Below are 16,940 nucleotides of genomic sequence, written 5' to 3'. Positions count from 1 at the left end.
CCCCAATTTTCAATAGGGATGAGGAACCTGTCCCTCTGCTCCGCAATACTCTTTAATCAGCCTGGCTGCTTTCGTTTGGCTGATGCCAAGGTCGTTTGCCACTTTTCTGGAGGATTTATGGGTCTGATACGATCTTCTTACCAGAATCCTTTTGGTTTCATCCAGAGCTTTGTCCAGGCTAGTGGAATGAGATGGGTATACTGCTTGATGAGTATTTTCCTTGATCATGTCAGGGAGATCAGAGACCTGAATAATGGAATTGCTGATAATGACTAATCTTTCAATCAGGTTTTCGAGCTGGCGCACATTTCCCGGCCAGGAATAGTGAGTAAGAACATTAAGGCACTCTTCAGAAATGACTTTATTCTCTTTATATTTTTGGTTAAATTTATTCAGGAAATTATAGGTGAGCGGAATGATATCTTCCCTTCTTTCCCGCAATGGCGGCAGATGAATATCAATTACATTTAAACGATAAAATAAGTCTTCTCTAAATGATTTGTTTTCAATCATAGTGGTCAGATTCTGATTAGTTGCCGCTATGATGCGGACATCCACTTTCTTTATTTCGCTGCTTCCGACAGGGATGAACTGTTTCTCCTGTATGAGCTGAAGCAGTTTTGCCTGTACGGAAAGGGGCATTTCTCCGATTTCGTCCAGGAAGAGGGTGCCGCCGTCCGCTGCTTCAATTAATCCTTGTTTTCCTAATTTATTTGCCCCGGTGAAGGCGCCTTTTGAATAGCCAAATAGTTCGGACTCCAATAGTTCTTCCGGAATGGCAGCGCAATTGATGGCAAGAAATGGCCCTTTATTCCGGTTGCTGACTTTGTGAATATATTGAGAAAAGGCACCCTTTCCGGTTCCGGATTCTCCCAGAATAAGAATATTTGAATCTGTTGGAGCTACTTTTTTACAAAACTCCAATATTTCTTTAATCTCTCCGCTGTTGGTTACAATTGTTATTTCCTTTTCTTCATGCTGAGTCGATTTTGACTCGATTTTATCCTCCCTTGCATTCACCATATTAATTTTTTGTATTTCCGTAGAGGTGATGACAACCAGTTCAATTTCGTTTTTGTTATTTAAGATCGGGATGGCCGTAGTCATGAGCTCTGCCCCGATATATGTCTGCTGTCTTAAGTAGCACGGCTCTTTCCGCCGATATACCTCAGGAACAATAGAAGGCTTCCAGTAGCCCTTTTCAAAAAGTTCCACATTGTACTTTCCAATTACATCCCTTGGCTTAAGTCCATAGTGCCTCTCACATACTTTATTCACATATAGAATCCGCATTTCACCATCTAAAACGAAGATTTCATCAGAAGAATAATCAAGAATTTTTAACAAGGTTCCCAATGTCATTTCTACATTGCCTGTATTTGTTGGCATTTTCATTCGGTGAAGCCCTCCTGAGTCATTTTTGATTCAAGAATACCAGATATTGAGTATATTTTAACTCAATATCTGATATTTTTCAGTAAATTTTCAATTGTTTGTTTAATTATTAAGGGTTTTCACTATTGGCACAGTACTTGCATTAAAAAGGTGTATAGAACGATATAAAGGAGGTTCAGGAATGGGCAATTATCCAGATGCTTTCGATATCACCATTATAGGCGGAGGCCCAGTTGGTCTTTTTACAGCTTTTTACACTGGTATGCGCCAGGCTTCGGTGAAAATTATTGAGAGTCTTCCGCAGCTGGGCGGACAATTATCAGCACTATATCCGGAAAAATATATTTATGACATAGCTGGTTTTCCTAAGATAAGAGCTCAGGAACTGATAGATAATTTGATAAAGCAAATGAATCAATTTAATCCATCTGTCTGCTTAGGGGAATCAGTGGAAGGCATCGTCCGCCTGTCTGATCAATCATTTGCGATTCACACGAATAAAGGGACCCATTATACGAAGGCAGTGATTATTACGGCAGGGAACGGTGCTTTCCAGCCAAGGAAATTAAATATCGGCAGCGAGGACAAATTTGAAAATAAAAATCTTCATTATTTTGTCCAAGACTTAAATCAGTTTGCCGGCAAAAAGGTTGTGATCTTTGGTGGAGGGGATTCAGCGGTTGACTGGGCTCTGATGCTTGAGCCGATTGCCGGCAAGGTAACGCTCATTCATAGGAGAGATAAGTTCCGGGCGCATGAGCATAGTGTGGAACGATTGAGACATTCCAGTGTGGAAATGCTGACACCTTATATTCCAGTGGAGCTGGCAGGTGCAGAAGAAATTGAAAACGTAATGGTAGAAAACACGGCTAGCGGGGAGACAATGCTCATCCCGGCAGATGATGTACTAGTGAATTTTGGATTTGTATCTTCATTAGGCCCCATTAAAGAGTGGGGGTTGGAAATAGAGAAAAATGCGATCCTGGTAAACTCCAAAATGGAAACGAATATTCCAGGAATCTATGCGGCAGGTGACATCTGTACCTATGAAGGCAAAGTAAAGCTTATAGCCAGCGGATTTGGGGAAGCGCCGACAGCTGTCAGCAATGCAAAGGTTTATATTGATCCAGGTTCAAAGGTCCAGCCGCTCCATAGTACAAGCATTATGGCAGATAAGGAAAAAACCGGTTCAGCAATCTAAAGGAAAAATTCATTTAAGAAGGAGACAAATCATGACTGCTTACAATAAAGTGCAAAATGCAACAAATCGTACATTTGAAAGAACCTTAACCTATGACAAATACACAGATCCCAAAGTTCTGGAAAAGAGATGGACCTTGTGTTTTCAAGGTCCTGGCAGCTCGTAGGACATGTTAGTCAGGTGGAAAAGGCTGGAGATTTCTTTACTGCAGAAGTGGCCGGCGAGCCTATTATCGTAAACCGCGGTAAAGATGAAGTAGTCCGTGCCTTTTACAATGTTTGTCCACATCGGGCAACAAAGCTTGAAAAAAATGCAGCCGGGAATAAAAAGATTCTCCAATGTTCTTATCATGGATGGACATTTAAGCTTGATGGCCAGCTGAATAAAGCGCCTAACTTTAGAGGGGAAGACGAGGCTTGTGTAAAGGATGCCTGTCTGCGTTCGGTGCGGATGGAAATTTTGGAATCACTTATCTTTGTAAATTTGGATGACAATGCAAAGCCATTAAGTGAGTCATATGGAGATTTCTTTGAAAGGTTGAGCAAGAATTCCTTTTTAAGCGAACTAAAAAGAACCAGCCAAAAAACACGTACATTTAAAGCGAACTGGAAGGCTTTTATGGATAACTACCTGGAGTGTGACCACTGCCATGTTGCACATCCAAGCTTCGTTGCTGCACTTGATATGAATGATTATCAGATTATTACGTGTGAGAATTATTCCATGCAAGGGACAATTGTCAAGCCAGATAAAAAATATGGAACAGTTGATTTAAATGATGCCGAAATGCAAGGCGGCCAATTCTACTGGCTATGGCCAAATCTGATGCTGACCATTTATCCGGGGCCAGGCAATATGGCGACCATTCAAATTATTCCGATTGATCATGAAACATCCATGGCTGTCTACACATATTATTTCCGTGATGAGAACCTGTCCCAGGCGGAAAAGGATTTAATGACGTTTGCGGAGCAAGTCCGCTCGGAAGATATTGAATTGGTAGAATTGGAACAAATTGGTTTTCGCTCCCGAGCTTTCAGCAAAGGCAGATATTCATCCTCAGAAAAAGCAATTGTTCAATTTCATGAAATGGTATTGGAGGCCCTAAATGAGTAAAATAACCGGAGTTCAGCCAGCAAAAAAGTATTTAATGATTAATGGAAAAAAGTAGAAACAGATCGATACGCATCTCTTTTTTCACCTTATTCCGGGGAAGAAATTGCCCAAATCGCGATGGCGAATAAAGAACAGACTGAAATGGCCATTGAAGCTGCTTACGAATCCAGGCATTTGATGGCAAAAATGCCAGCTTACAAGAGAGCTGAGATTTTAGAAAAAGTCGTTTCGCTTTTGATTGAAAAAGCGGATCAGGCTGCAGAGATCATTACCCGAGAGTCGTCCAAACCTATTATGTTCTCAAAAGCGGAAGTTGCCAGAACGGTCGAAACGTATAAATTTTCGGCTGAGGAAGCTAAGCGCATTCATGGGGAAACGATTCCTTTTGATGCTGCTTCAGGCGGGGTTGGCCGTATTGGATATACATTGAGAGAGCCGATTGGGGTCATAGGAGCCATAACTCCTTTTAATTTCCCTATGAATCTTGTAGCTCATAAGGTAGGACCGGCAATTGCCGCAGGGAATACAGTTGTCTTGAAGCCAGCCTCACAGACACCGCTCTCGGCACTGTTTATAGCCGAATTATTTGAAGAGGCAGGCCTGCCGCCGGGTGTGTTAAACGTTATAACCGGTCCTGGAAGTGTAGTAGGGGAAGAAATTGTCAGAAATGACCTGGTCAGCATGGTCACCTTTACAGGAAGTCCGGAAGTTGGGATTGGGATACGCAGCAGAGCAGGCTTAAAGAAAACAACATTGGAGCTGGGATCGAATTCAGCCTTAATCATTGATAAAGATACAGATGTCGACCAGATTATTGACCGCTGCATAATGGGGGCTTTTTCGAATCAGGGTCAGGTTTGTATTTCGCTTCAGCGCATCTATGCACATGAAGAGGTATATGAAGAATTCACAGAAAAATTTATTCAGGCAGCAAAGCAGCTGAAAGTTGGCGATCCGCTTGCACCGGATACGTATATTTCTTCTCTAATTTCAAAAGGAGAGGCTGATAGAGTACTAGGATGGATTGAGGAAACAAAAAGCACGAATGCATCTATTGCAGCCGGAGGAAGCCTTCGAAATGGGGTGCTTGAGCCTACGATTATTATCAATGCGGAGCATGATTTAAAAGTATCCTGCCAGGAAGCCTTTGCTCCCGTTGTCGTCGTAAACAAATTCAGTTCCATTGAGGATGCCATAAAGCATGTCAACAACTCGCGGTTTGGCCTGCAGGCGGGAATATACACAAATAATGTGAAGCATGCCCTCTTTGCTTCGCAGGAACTTCATGTTGGCGGAGTTATAATCAATGATGTTCCAACCTACCGTGTTGACCAGATGCCGTATGGCGGTGTAAAGGAAAGCGGCACCGGACGGGAAGGCATCAAATATGCAGTTGAAGAAATGACCGAGATGAAATTAATTGTCTGGAATAATAACTAAAGGTAAAGGGAGATTTTTGTGAAAATTTATAAAGTTGCGGTTATAGCAGGTGATGGAATTGGACCTGAAGTGATTGGCGAAGGGATCAAAGTACTAAATAAAGTGGCGGCGATGGATTCAGGTTTCCGCTTTGATTTTACTTATTTCCCTTGGGGCTGTGAATTTTATGCGAAACACGGAAAGATGATGGATGAAAATGGCATGGAAGAATTAAAGAAGTTTGATGCCATTTATTTGGGGGCAGTCGGGTTTCCCGGCGTCCCTGACCATATCTCTTTATGGGATCTGCTTTTAAGAATCCGCAAAGATTTTGATCAATATGTGAATATCCGGCCTGTTCATTTACTGAAAGGGGCAAAAACTTCCTTAGTGGATGTAAAACGGGAAGAGATAAATATGCTTTTTATCCGTGAGAATACCGAAGGAGAGTATGCGGGTGCTGGTGAATGGCTGTTTAAGGGGCAGCAAAATGAAGTTGTCCTGCAAAACAGTGTGTTTTCCCGAAAAGGAACGGAAAGAATCATTCGGTATGCATTTGAAGCAGCTCGTAAGGAAGGAAGGTCTCTCACAAGCATATCAAAGGCGAACGCATTAAATTATTCAATGGTTTTCTGGGATCAGGTTTTTGAAGAAATAAGCTCTGAATACCCTGATGTGGAAACAGCCTCCTACCTTGTAGATGCCGCTGCCATGCTGATGGTTAAGGATCCAAAGAGGTTTGAAGTGGTCGTCACTTCCAATTTATTTGGCGATATATTAACAGACCTGGGTGCTGCTATTGCAGGAGGAATAGGGCTTGCCGCTGGTGCCAACATTAATCCTGAAAGAAAGTATCCTTCCATGTTTGAACCTATTCATGGCTCTGCTCCTGATATTGCAGGTAAGGGGATTGCCAATCCGCTTGCTTCCATTTGGTCAGCCAGTCAGATGCTTGACTTTTTTGGTTATGAGGAATATGGAAAACAAGTGCTTGGAGCCATTGAGGATTTGCTGATCGAGGATGAGACACTTACACCGGATATGGGAGGAACCGCATCTACCGCGGAAGTGGGTAATCGGATTATTGACATCATGGAGACCCGGCTTGTATCTGGTAAACTAAAGGTTTAAAAGTCAGCGGATATCATAGGAAGAATTGATTCTTCCTATGGTATAGGTTGATTTTTCTTCCATTTCTTTTATACTTAACTTTTATTAGCGGCGGTCGTTATAAACCTGTTTCCACTTTTTAGATGGGAAGAATACTAATGCACCGCAAAGTCTGATAAATAGATAAAGTGACCGTTATGGGTCAGGGAATCTGCTAACGATCAAAATAATTGTGAAGGTGAAAAGGAAGAGTACTATTTTTTATGCGCTAGTCCGATTTACCTTTTCTCTCATTTATTTTTTGGAATAACAGGAAACCGCTTACATTTAAAATACTGAAAATTCAATATTCTGGAAAGAGGAGTGTTGGCATGAACGGTAAAAAAACTGTCTTTTTTTCCTCGTTAGCCATAAGTTTGGTTTTAATAAGTATAGGGGTCTTTGCCCCAAAGCAAATGGAAAGCTTTTCAAATCATTCACTGGAATTTATCTATAATAACTTGGGCTGGTTTATTCTGGGCAGTGTCTTTTTCTTCTTTGCTTTTTGTATGTATATTGGGCTTTCAAGATTCGGGAAAATCAGGCTGGGGGACGATCATGATCGGCCAGAATACAAAACAGCTACATGGGTAGGGATGCTGTTCAGTGCCTCTATTGGGATAAGTCTTGTATTTTGGGGTGTGGCAGAACCAGTTTCATACTATATTGATCCTCCCTTTGGGAAAGGATCTTCAGAAGAATCCGCAAAGCTGGCAATGCAATTTGTTTACCTGCATTGGGGGGTCTCTGCATGGGCGTGTTATGCAGTTGTAGGAGTCTCCTTAGCATTTTTCCAATTCCGCAAAAAGCTGCCGGCCTCACTGAGTTCTGTTTTTTATCCATTAATAGGAGACAAAATTAGGGGCCCTTTTGGCAAACTGATTGATGTCGTTGTCATTCTTTCCATTGTCATTGGCATAGCCACATCGCTGGGATTTGGAACGCTTCAAGTGAATAGCGGTATGAATTATCTGTGGGGTCTTCCGGTAAGCTTTTATACCCAAGTTGCTATTATTCTCGTTGTAAGTTTTATTTATGTCGGTTCCACTGTTTCAGGCCTTCAGGGAGCGATGAAGCATTTGTCCAACCTTAATATGCTGCTGGCATTTGCACTATTGGCATTCGTATTGTTTCTTGGACCAACCCAATCCATCTTAAAGATCTTTTTTCAAGGGATAGGGGATTACGCCCAGAATTTCATTGGGATGTCGTTTAGGACTGAGCCCTATAGTGATGGAACCTGGATTGCAAGCTGGACACTGTTTTATTTTGGCTGGTGGATCGCCTGGGCTCCGCTTGTCGGCAGTTTCGTAGCCAGAATTTCAAAGGGCAGAACCATCAAAGAGTTTATGATCGGGGCCATCTTTATCCCTGTTGCAGGAGCATTCTTCTGGTTTGCCGTGATGGGCGGTTCGGCCATTGATCTCATTCAGAACATGGGCGAAACAGCGATTGCAACGGCGGTTTCCACCGATGTAACCTCTGCTTTATTTAAGTTTTTCGATTATTTTCCAATGAGTGTCTTTTTAAGTATTTTAGCTATGGTACTTGTACTTGTTTTCTTTATAACCTCTGCGAATTCTGCTGTTTTTGTATTAGGGATGATCAGTGAAAATGGAAACCCTAATCCATCTCACTCAACAAAAGTTATATGGGGGATTGTAATTGCTGGGGTCTCTGCTGTATTAATTATGACAGGAGGCCTATCCGGCTTACAGTCAGCCCTGGTTGCCACATCCATCCCGTTAGCCATTCTCATGCTTTTCATGTGTTACTCCACTTATAAGGGCTTAAAAGATGAGCTAAAAGCGATGAGTGAAAGCCGGAATCAAGATGAGCCTATCGTTAAAAGTATAAGAAAGAAAGCTGTTGCCAAAAAGGCATAAGCGGGGACAATGGGACAGGTACACTGTCCCTAATTACTCAAAAGATTAGAAGGAATCAAAGTGCCTGCTCCCTATAAAGGGGCAGGCACTGCAGTTTGTAGACAAAAAGAGTTCGGAATAGTCTCATTCCGAACTCTTTTTTTGATTTTTTGTAGGACTTCAAGTAATTACAGAGAATTGCAGACCTCTCCGAGGTTATCATTTAGGCCATTTCTGGACCTTGCCAAGTCCAGTTGGCCATTTTCTTCAAATTCATGGCAGCGAAAGTAAGCATCGCCTGCATCGACATTTTTTTAAGTCCCCTGAGGGTTGTCCAACGCATGCCATGCTTTTCTTTTGCATCTGCGAATACTCGTTCAATTGTTTCTTTGCGTTTTTCATAGATCGGTTTGACGTCTTGATGGTGGCGAAGATGATCTGCTTCTTCCACATGTTCCTCCCACACATGACGTTGAATCAGTTTTTGATGTGCTTGACTCTGTGTGCATTGAGACAAGAAAGGGCATCCAGCACAAATTCGAGGATCTGATTTATATTGACGATAGCCTTCCTTTGTAGTTGTAGTATATTTTAATATCTCACCAGTTGGGCAAATGTAACAGTCAAAATGCTCATCATAAACATACTCATGTTTTCTGAAGAAACCCTCTTTTGTGCGAGGTCGTGTGTAAGGTAAAGCAGGTGTGATGTCGTTTTTCAATAAGTAGCTCGTGATAGCAGGTGTTTTATAGGCTGCGTCTGCCGCAACAGCTTTTGGTTTACTAACTTTCTCAATGACTTGTTCTACCAATGGCTCTAAAATATGACTATCATGCGTGTTACCAGGGGTTACAATTGCGCCTAACACGAAGCCGTTGCGGTCTGCAGCCGCATGGAAAGAATAAGCGAACTGTTTTGTACGCTCATCTTTTACATAGTAGCCACTCTCTGGATCTGTTGTACTTTCCTTGATTTCTTTGTATTCTTCTTTATCAAACTTATCAGGTGGAAACGGCTTTTTTCCATGATCCTCGCGGTCTTGGTTAATCTCCTCTTGAAGGCGTTCTTGATAAGCACGGGTTTCTTTTCGAACAACTTTCTTTTCAAATTTGCGTTTATTTGCACTCGCTTTTACATGAGTAGAATCTACAAAAACGTGTTCAGCACTAATTAAATTCTTTTCAGCTGCGGTTTTTAAGATTCGGTAAAATATTTGTTCAAAGAGATCGCTGTCTTTAAATCGGCGCTCATAATTTTTACCGAAAGTTGAGAAGTGAGGAACTTTATCGTGAAAGCCATATCCTAAAAACCATCGATAAGCCATATTCGTTTTCAATTCTTCAATTGTTTGACGCATGGAGCGAATACCGAAGGTATATTGAATAAATGTGAGTTTAATTAATATTACAGGGTCAATACTTGGGCGGCCTTTTTCTGAATACTTATCTTTTACCAAGTCATAGATGAATGAGAAATTAATCGCCGCTTCAATTTTGCGGACCAAATGGTCCGCCGGTACAAGTTCGTCTAAAGCAACCATTTCAATTTGATCCCGTTGAATTGGATTATGTTTTGAAAGCATTTAAATCACCTCAAGCTTTGTATTACTTCTATTTTAAAATAAAAAAGACTGCAGACAAGCACGATTTTCATCGAGTTTGTCGACAGTCTGAAGTGCCTGCTCCATATAAAGGGGCAGGCACTGCTTTTTATCTCTCCTTAACCGGCTCACTTATAAATACTGGTGCAGGAATCCCCATTGTTGTTTTTCCAGTCCTGGTTTTAAGTGCAGAGAATAAGAAACACCCCGCAATGACAATGATGCTTCCGACCGCTTGTATCCAGTTCAAGACCTCTCCTAAGAAGATAAAAGCTAAGATGGCTGTGAAAATGGGATTAAAGTTTAGGAACAGGCCGGAAGTGCTTGGTCCCAGCTGGTTGACCCCGATGTTCCAGAGTACCATGCATAGGACTGTTGAAATCAGACCCGTATACAGAATGGATAAAAGAAAGGAAGCACTGACATCTGTAACGGTGAAACCAGCAGTGTTGAACGGCAAAAGCACGAGAAGGCCAAATATGCCTGAGTATAAGATGGACATCATAGGTGTAACGAAAGACATGGCCCATTTGCTGCAGACCGAATAGATTCCCCACATGCCCACCGCGGCCATCATATAAAGGTCCCCATTATTAAACTGAAGAGAGACCAGTAACTCCAGGCTACCTTTTGAAAGGACCAGCAGTACGCCAAACAATGAAATGAACATGGACATGAGCTGCAGTATGTTTATTTTTTCTTTTAGAAAAATGAAAGAGAAGGCAGCAATGGAAAACATATTTAATGTAGAGATTAAGCCAACGCTGGTGGCCGATGTTTTTTCCAGTGCCATGAATTGCAGGGCCTGGAACAAAGCTACTCCCGTGATGCCCATTAGCAGTAATGGCAGGATTGCATTTTTCGGCGGCAGCAGCCGTTTCTCTTTATGCCAGACAAGAGGAACGAGACAGATAATGGCGATGGCCCATCTTAAAATGGTTAAGGTAATAGGAGATGCATGATCCACAAGCGTTTTTCCTACAATGAAATTTCCGCCCCAGAGAAGACTTGTTAAAAGAAGGAGAAGATAATAGTTCACGTCATTAAGCTCCTTTTCAGAGCCATTGTGCACAATGACATTATTTATATGAATAATTTTAACATTTATTTAAAAAAACAAAAGATAATTTTGTATAATGAAATTAATTCAAAATAATTAAAAGTATATAAGATTATAATTGTAGAATATTCAGTTTGAGTGTGTGATTTGATCCGTATTTTGAATAATTGAAAAGGGCTGATGGATAGTGGAATCAATTGTAAGCAAGGTATTAGATCACCTGGATATAAAAATCCTGGATTTGCTTCAAAAGGATGCTCGGATTAGCAATCTGGAACTGTCGAAAAAGGTGAATCTTTCTGCTCCAGCTGTACATGCAAGGATTAAGCGTTTGGAAGCGGAAGGGTATATCCAGAAGCATGTGGCTATTTTAAGCCATGAGAAGCTGGGCTTTGATTTATTATGCTTCGTGTTCATGAGCACCAATATGCACCAGGCTGAAAAACTGGAATCTCTTGAAAAAACGCTGGAATCAATGAAGGAAGTTTTAGAATGTCATTGTTTAACAGGGGAGTATGATTATCTGCTGAAAGTAGCCTGCAAGGATCGCAAGGGGCTGGAGATGTTTATCAGGAAGCTGAATGAATTGGGAATCACGAAGATTCAGACCAGCCTGGCATTGAGGGAGATTAAGGATTCGACGGTGCTGCCAATACAGGATTAGAGTCTTTAACGAATGCCTTGAAACCTTTTCCAATAATTATCGTAGAAAGCAGGAACAAAGGTCAGGAGGGATTAGTTTGACAAAAAAGCTCGAGCAGCTCGAAACACGTTATTATGTGCTTTTTGGCGCTGTAATTGGTTCTGTGATCGGATTAGTGGCTTATGTGAAAGATTGGATCTAATCGATGAAAATTATTGATACATTTCCGTTTTTTATGCGCAGCTGCTTTATCAGGAAGGAGCGGCTACCCATTTTTCCAGAATGACAGAGCCTGGTTTAAACACGTCTGTCTATTTTTCCTTCGATGATGGAGGGGACGAGTGGCTGGAATTCGCAATATCCAAACAGCATGATATCAAGCTGGAATTTGCTGAAGATTATGTATCTAAAACAGCGGATGCGATATTTCTTGAATGGTTTTCCATCCGTGGCGGTGAAAGATTTGGATATAGCCGATTGGGATATTTTTTGGGGGATATGTTTTTCCAAAGCCTTGTTGAACGGATGGAAGAAAGACATGCCATCACTGCATGGAAAAGACCTGACTTTATTGACTCTGCTGAAGTTTGGCTCGATGGAAAGGGAATTGTGACATGATGAGGTGGAAGAATGAATGATCATAAAGATAAACCTAATGCAGGGTATACACTGTTTAAACCAACAGGTGTACGCCATGAATTTCCTCTTGTCGACTTGGTGAAACAACAAGTGACGGGAACTGTTCTTTACAAGGATAAAATATATATGACTGTTGTTGTTGACGTAAAGGCAGATACAGTACAAGTTCAAGGAGACACTGCTGATTTAGGGGATTTAGCCATTAGCAGAGAGTCTTACATTGATATGTTCAAAGATCAGGCGAAGTTTTTCATTGATAACCATATTTATAATCCGAAGGCGTATTATGATGAACTAATTAATAATCCTTCCGAGTGATGACGGGCAGCTGAGTGGCTATTCCTGGACATGGGGACTTCCTGGGATGTGTTTAAAACACACATAATTAGGAAAAATACATAAAAGAACATGTGCAGGGGAGGAAGCAAAAATGCCTTATGATAAACTAAGCGATCTGCCTGATTCCGTCAAAGATAATCTTCCGCATCACGCACAGGAGATCTTTAAGGAAGCGTTTAATTCTGCAAGCGAAGAATATGGCGAGGAAGAAACGGCCTTTAAGGTTGCCTGGAGTGCAGTGAAGAAGAAATATGAGAAGAATGATGATGATAAATGGGTGAAGAAGGAAGAGTAAATATGCTTTTACAGTAAAAGGTGTCCCGTTCCAGGACACCTTTTGTTATTCATCATCAACCGCTTCATTTTCCACATATCTCTTCAAGTTCTGATATTGCTCTTCAAACACAAATTTAGCCGTCCATCCTAATAGTCTGGTTGTCAGTTTATAGAAGAAGTTGCTTGGTACAAGGCTTGCTTCCACGATCAGGCGCGTGCCGTTGTGTTCTCTTGATAAGAGATACTTTGAAATACTTAAGCCTTCTTTGGAATGAGAGTGCATAACAACTTTATGGGGAGCTTTATATTCAATTAATTCGGAATCGATTTTGATGATTTTTTTATCAAGTTTCTGAACGGTGACAAACTTAGTGCCAGGCACTGGGACTGGTTTATTTTCCTCATTGTCATAGATGTTTTCGATCAGCATGGTATTCCAGAGCTTTATTTTTTCATCATCATCGACGTACTTAAAAACCAAATCTATTGGGGCATGAATTACATCTTCATACCTGTAAACCAGCATTTCTTTCATTTTAAAGTCCTCTTTCTTTCTATTTATTCAAAGGCATCTTAATAGTTTTTTCGGCAGAACTTGCCTGTTATTAACTTTATAAATGGATCGGTTGTTTTGTTTTAATTTTCTGAAACTAAATAAACCATCATCCGTATATAAAAATAAGGGGTGATGGAAATGTCAGGATTCATTATTATTGGTTTACTTCTTATTATCATGATCGCTATTGGTGATTCCAGACCATCGAATCGTTCTTATGGCAGCGGAAAAAATCATTCTTCCTATCACCATACAGGAGATTATAGCAGTTCGCATAATTGTGATAGTTTTGGAGGGGGCTTTGGCGGAGATGGCGGAGGCTGCGGGGGAGGCGATTAGTCATTTGTTTTTTTTAACATCTGTATGCAAAATTTAAAGATTGTGTTAAATTCCATAATACAAAACCCGCCAATCAGGGCGGGTTTTATTTATGTACTAACTTTTTACTGATTCTTAATCTCTTCTTTAAAAACTCTTTAGAACTTCTTCCTATACTATGTTTATTGAAAGATAAGGAGGAAGTTAAATTGAAAGAAACAATGTCGATAATGTTTTCCATTCCATCATGGTATGTACTTCTGCCAGCTGCTTTACTGGGATTAATAGGGCTCTGGATCTGGATGAGGCACCGTAAGGAAAAGATAAGGCCGTTACAACTTGCCGTTCTGATTTCCTTCGGGATCTACTTGCTTTGCGTCCTGCATCTGGTCTTTTTCCCAATCGATGTGAATATAGGGATGTATGCAAATCGGACGCCCTGGTATAAGGCAATCAATTTTATTCCCATTTTGACAATCGATCTGAAAACGTTTTTGTTAAATATTATTATGCTGATTCCTTTTGGCATGTATTTACCGTTTATAATGAAGTCGAAAGACAGTTCTAAGAAAGCTGCAAAGCTTGGATTTCTGCTGAGTGCTTCCTTTGAGCTTCTGCAGCTGATCATTCGAGTGACGCTGGGAAGCGGAAGAAGCACAGATATCAATGACTTGCTTGCGAATACTCTGGGAGCAGTTATTGGATATCTGATTGTTAAGCGCATGTTTAAGGTAACTCCTTTAAATAGTATGCTCAAACAGTTTCAGCTTTAGCTGATGGGAGGAGACAGGCAATGACAAGAATCCTGATCGTTGATGATGATCGGCAAATTGCTGATTTGATAGAAGTATATCTGAAGAATGATGGCTATATCATTGATAAAGCCGGGGATGGAATGGAAGCACTTAAGAAACTGGAGCAGGATCCTCCTGACCTGATTGTTTTAGATATCATGATGCCGAAGATGGATGGACTTGAGTTTTGCAAATATGTCAGAAAAAACAATCAGGTGCCGATCCTGATGGTCAGTGCCAAGGCAGAGGATATGGACAAAATCATGGGTTTAATGACTGGTGCCGATGACTATATGATTAAGCCGTTTAATCCCCTGGAGCTGGCTGCGAGAGTAAAGGCATTGCTCCGCAGGGCAAATTATAAAACAACTGGAAAAGCTGATGATGTATTATATATCGGATCTGTCGCCATCGATAAGCGGAGCCATGGCGTTACCGCTGAGGGAAGCGAAATAAAGCTAACAGCACGGGAATTTGAGATTTTATATTTGCTGGCTAAGAATCGCGGCCGTGTGTATGCATCGGAGGAGATTTTTGAAAAGGTCTGGAATGAACCTGGTGAAGGGTCAAACAAGACTGTCATGGTTCATATCAGCAATATTCGCGAAAAGCTGGAAGCGGCGCTGCCAGGTGAATCGGTCATTCAGACCGTCTGGGGAGTGGGGTATAAAATTGAAAAATAATATTATGAATCTGCTCCGATATCTGCCTAAGTGGAAAGTCATGATGTATATCCTGCTGTCACTTTTCCTGGCGGTGGTTATGGGAGCTGTTCTCCTGCCGGCAGTATGGTTTTTAGAGGACAATTCCAGATTTTTTGAGAGCCTGTTTTTCATCCTATCCTATTTTCGTGAATTCTTCTTCCTTGTTTTCTATCTTTTGGCCACCGGGTTATTTTTGCTGATATTTTATCAGTTTGAGCGGAAACGATATCTTGCACTTAATCTTATTAAAGTGACAGAGGATGTTCAGCGATGGGTAAGGCAGGAGAATGCTTCAGAAGGTTTTTACGTGCAGCCGGAATTTCAGGCACTCGCAGATGGCATACAAAAGATAATTGAAAAATCGGAGGAGGCAATTAAGGAAGTCAAAAGGACAGAGCAGCTGAAAAATGAGCTTGTAACGAGTGTAGCGCACGACTTAAGGTCTCCGCTTACGTCCATTATAGGATACCTGGATCTTATTAATAATGACCGGTACAGTAATGAGGTCGAGCTTCGCCACTATGTTCAAATCATTCATGCAAAGACATCAAGCTTATATGCGTTAATTAATGATATCTTTGAATACACTTATATGCAGAACCAGCAGATCAAGCTGCATAAGGAAGCTATTAATATCGAGGAAATGCTTAATCAGATAGCCGTACAGACAAAGGTGCAATTGGAAGCAGCAGGAATGGAGTTCCGATTATTTTCATCTGTTGATGATCCTGTTGTAGAGGGGGATGGTGTAAAGCTGGCCCGTGTATTCGAAAATCTTATACAAAATGCAATCCGCTATGGAAGTGATGGCAGGTATCTGGATGCTGCGCTACATGATAGAAAAGACATGATTGAGATCGAAATTGCTAACTATGGCCAGGCCATACCTCGCATTGATCTTCCACATATCTTTGATCGCTTCTACCGCGTTGAGAAGTCACGATCCCAGTATACAGGTGGTTCGGGTTTGGGACTGGCGATTTCCAAAAGCATCGTCGATCTTCATAGCGGGTACATAGATGTGGAGAGTGCACCAGGGAAAACGGCTTTTACTATTAAGTTATTCAAGAAATATCGAAGTAAGTGAGCAGAAGTGCGTTAATCCTCGATTAACGCACTTTTTTAATGGCTGACTGCGGCCTGATCGATGAATAAGCAGGAAACCTTAAGGATACATTTTTTTACTAAGTCTTTTCCTGGGTATAGTAGAATGAGAGAAACAAAATGGAAGGAAGTATCCAAAGGAGTAACTATAAAAGGGGCAGATTAATAGTGAATAATGTCATGATAAGAAGGCCAGCTGCTGAGGATGCAAAAGATCTAAACCATTTCTTTCGAATGGTTATAACCGATACGTTTCTTAAAGAAGGCATTGGTGATTTGCTGGAAGACATGGAAGAAGAAATTATAGCCAAGAAAAACTATTTGAATATGGATATGAAAAGCGGCGGTAAAGAACGGTATTTTCTAATCGCTCTACTTGGCGATAAAATCGTTGGTTCAATAGAATACGGAGCAGCCAATGAGCTGATAATTAGAGGTTCGGATCAGGCACTTAATGGCTTTTATGAAGTGGGTACAGTCTTTGTACATCCTGATTATCAGAAAAAGGGCATAGGCAATCAATTATTAGCAGCTATGTATTTGACCTTAAGGAATAAAGGAGTAGAAGAATTCTGTTTAGATTCAGGATATAAACATTCACAAAAGATCTGGAGAAGGAAGTTTGGAGAACCGGATTATTTATTAAAGGATTATTGGGGAGAAGGGTCTCATCATATGATTTGGCGAATCAAGGTTAATTCTATTAAATAATCTTGCCTAGCTGTTTATTTGACATCTCCTTTTGCAGGTTAATGGCTAAAT

General features: G+C 41.0%; 16 protein-coding genes and 2 pseudogenes. 14 read left to right on the top strand and 4 right to left on the bottom strand.

The annotated features are described in order from the left end of the window. Positions 1-9 precede the first annotated feature (9 nt). Complete coding sequence (locus tag M5V91_RS19255) at positions 10-1,395, bottom strand: sigma-54 interaction domain-containing protein (protein ID WP_251175558.1); 1,386 nt, start codon at positions 1,393-1,395, stop codon at positions 10-12. A 181-nt stretch (positions 1,396-1,576) separates the two neighbouring features. On the opposite strand from M5V91_RS19255, the gene M5V91_RS19250 reads away from it, so the two are divergent. The 5 genes and pseudogenes from M5V91_RS19250 (at position 1,577) to M5V91_RS19230 (ending at position 8,166) form a co-directional block, all read left to right on the top strand. Then, entirely contained in the window at positions 1,577-2,596 is a 1,020-nt protein-coding gene (locus M5V91_RS19250; protein ID WP_009335442.1) for an NAD(P)/FAD-dependent oxidoreductase, read from the top strand. Between the two features lie 31 nt (positions 2,597-2,627). Continuing rightward, positions 2,628-3,712, top strand: a pseudogene (locus tag M5V91_RS19245) (aromatic ring-hydroxylating oxygenase subunit alpha). Continuing rightward, positions 3,705-5,152, top strand: a pseudogene (locus M5V91_RS19240) (aldehyde dehydrogenase family protein). The pseudogenes M5V91_RS19245 and M5V91_RS19240 overlap by 8 nt, the downstream one beginning before the upstream one ends. 18 nt (positions 5,153-5,170) lie before the next feature. Beyond that, a complete protein-coding gene (locus tag M5V91_RS19235; RefSeq protein WP_251175556.1) occupies positions 5,171-6,262 on the top strand; it encodes a tartrate dehydrogenase in 1,092 nt (363 codons plus the stop codon). A 350-nt stretch (positions 6,263-6,612) separates the two neighbouring features. Then, positions 6,613-8,166 (top strand): BCCT family transporter, encoded by a 1,554-nt coding sequence (locus tag M5V91_RS19230; RefSeq protein WP_009335424.1) that lies wholly within the window; start codon positions 6,613-6,615, stop codon positions 8,164-8,166. 202 nt (positions 8,167-8,368) lie between these two features. Here M5V91_RS19230 and M5V91_RS19225 read toward each other — a convergent pair whose 3' ends face one another. Then, positions 8,369-9,727 (bottom strand): IS1182 family transposase, encoded by a 1,359-nt coding sequence (locus M5V91_RS19225; protein ID WP_251266574.1) that lies wholly within the window; start codon positions 9,725-9,727, stop codon positions 8,369-8,371. A 127-nt stretch (positions 9,728-9,854) separates the two neighbouring features. Further along, positions 9,855-10,784 (bottom strand): DMT family transporter, encoded by a 930-nt coding sequence (locus tag M5V91_RS19220; RefSeq protein WP_019381064.1) that lies wholly within the window; start codon positions 10,782-10,784, stop codon positions 9,855-9,857. Between the two features lie 208 nt (positions 10,785-10,992). Here M5V91_RS19220 and M5V91_RS19215 point away from each other — a divergent pair, with 208 nt between their 5' ends. The 4 genes from M5V91_RS19215 to M5V91_RS19200 all read left to right on the top strand — a co-directional run bounded on the left by M5V91_RS19215 (position 10,993) and on the right by M5V91_RS19200 (position 12,721). Continuing rightward, a complete protein-coding gene (locus tag M5V91_RS19215; RefSeq protein WP_009335421.1) occupies positions 10,993-11,469 on the top strand; it encodes an Lrp/AsnC family transcriptional regulator in 477 nt (158 codons plus the stop codon). A gap of 261 nt (positions 11,470-11,730) precedes the next feature. Next, positions 11,731-12,066 (top strand): hypothetical protein, encoded by a 336-nt coding sequence (locus tag M5V91_RS19210; protein WP_251174137.1) that lies wholly within the window; start codon positions 11,731-11,733, stop codon positions 12,064-12,066. Positions 12,067-12,078: 12 nt separating this feature from the next. Continuing rightward, complete coding sequence (locus M5V91_RS19205; protein ID WP_192908115.1) at positions 12,079-12,405, top strand: hypothetical protein; 327 nt, start codon at positions 12,079-12,081, stop codon at positions 12,403-12,405. Between the two features lie 112 nt (positions 12,406-12,517). Next, the gene (locus M5V91_RS19200; protein ID WP_251174135.1) at positions 12,518-12,721 is read left to right on the top strand and encodes a ChaB family protein; all 204 of its coding nucleotides are present in this window, start codon (positions 12,518-12,520) and stop codon (positions 12,719-12,721) included. Between the two features lie 45 nt (positions 12,722-12,766). On the opposite strand, the gene M5V91_RS19195 is transcribed toward M5V91_RS19200, so the two are convergent. Continuing rightward, positions 12,767-13,237 (bottom strand): SRPBCC domain-containing protein, encoded by a 471-nt coding sequence (locus M5V91_RS19195; RefSeq protein WP_009335417.1) that lies wholly within the window; start codon positions 13,235-13,237, stop codon positions 12,767-12,769. A 159-nt stretch (positions 13,238-13,396) separates the two neighbouring features. On the opposite strand from M5V91_RS19195, the gene M5V91_RS19190 reads away from it, so the two are divergent. From M5V91_RS19190 to M5V91_RS19170, 5 genes are all read left to right on the top strand, one after another. Further along, on the top strand, positions 13,397-13,597 hold the full coding sequence (locus M5V91_RS19190) for a hypothetical protein (RefSeq protein ID WP_009335416.1): 201 nt from the start codon (positions 13,397-13,399) through the stop codon (positions 13,595-13,597). 188 nt (positions 13,598-13,785) lie between these two features. After that, entirely contained in the window at positions 13,786-14,349 is a 564-nt protein-coding gene (locus tag M5V91_RS19185; RefSeq protein ID WP_009335415.1) for a VanZ family protein, read from the top strand. Between the two features lie 20 nt (positions 14,350-14,369). Further along, positions 14,370-15,053, top strand: coding sequence for a response regulator transcription factor (locus tag M5V91_RS19180; RefSeq protein ID WP_009335414.1), 684 nt, complete (start codon positions 14,370-14,372; stop codon positions 15,051-15,053). Next, the gene (locus M5V91_RS19175; protein WP_009335413.1) at positions 15,043-16,161 is read left to right on the top strand and encodes a sensor histidine kinase; all 1,119 of its coding nucleotides are present in this window, start codon (positions 15,043-15,045) and stop codon (positions 16,159-16,161) included. The genes M5V91_RS19180 and M5V91_RS19175 overlap by 11 nt, the downstream gene beginning before the upstream one ends. Before the next feature lie 185 nt (positions 16,162-16,346). Continuing rightward, positions 16,347-16,889, top strand: coding sequence for a GNAT family N-acetyltransferase (locus M5V91_RS19170; RefSeq protein ID WP_192908118.1), 543 nt, complete (start codon positions 16,347-16,349; stop codon positions 16,887-16,889). Positions 16,890-16,940 lie beyond the last annotated feature (51 nt).

Origin of the sequence: Cytobacillus pseudoceanisediminis (assembly GCF_023516215.1) — a bacterium.
Taxonomy (GTDB): domain Bacteria; phylum Bacillota; class Bacilli; order Bacillales; family Cytobacillaceae; genus Cytobacillus; species Cytobacillus pseudoceanisediminis.
This window is presented reverse-complemented; position numbering and strand designations above follow the sequence as displayed.

Coding starts and splice junctions, on each gene's coding strand:
- M5V91_RS19255 (WP_251175558.1), bottom strand. CDS start 1,395: ATGAAAATGCCAACAAATACAGGCAATGTAGAAATGACATTGGGAACC.
- M5V91_RS19250 (WP_009335442.1), top strand. CDS start 1,577: ATGGGCAATTATCCAGATGCTTTCGATATCACCATTATAGGCGGAGGC.
- M5V91_RS19230 (WP_009335424.1), top strand. CDS start 6,613: ATGAACGGTAAAAAAACTGTCTTTTTTTCCTCGTTAGCCATAAGTTTG.
- M5V91_RS19225 (WP_251266574.1), bottom strand. CDS start 9,727: ATGCTTTCAAAACATAATCCAATTCAACGGGATCAAATTGAAATGGTT.
- M5V91_RS19210 (WP_251174137.1), top strand. CDS start 11,731: ATGACAGAGCCTGGTTTAAACACGTCTGTCTATTTTTCCTTCGATGAT.
- M5V91_RS19205 (WP_192908115.1), top strand. CDS start 12,079: ATGAATGATCATAAAGATAAACCTAATGCAGGGTATACACTGTTTAAA.
- M5V91_RS19200 (WP_251174135.1), top strand. CDS start 12,518: ATGCCTTATGATAAACTAAGCGATCTGCCTGATTCCGTCAAAGATAAT.
- M5V91_RS19195 (WP_009335417.1), bottom strand. CDS start 13,237: ATGAAAGAAATGCTGGTTTACAGGTATGAAGATGTAATTCATGCCCCA.
- M5V91_RS19190 (WP_009335416.1), top strand. CDS start 13,397: ATGTCAGGATTCATTATTATTGGTTTACTTCTTATTATCATGATCGCT.
- M5V91_RS19180 (WP_009335414.1), top strand. CDS start 14,370: ATGACAAGAATCCTGATCGTTGATGATGATCGGCAAATTGCTGATTTG.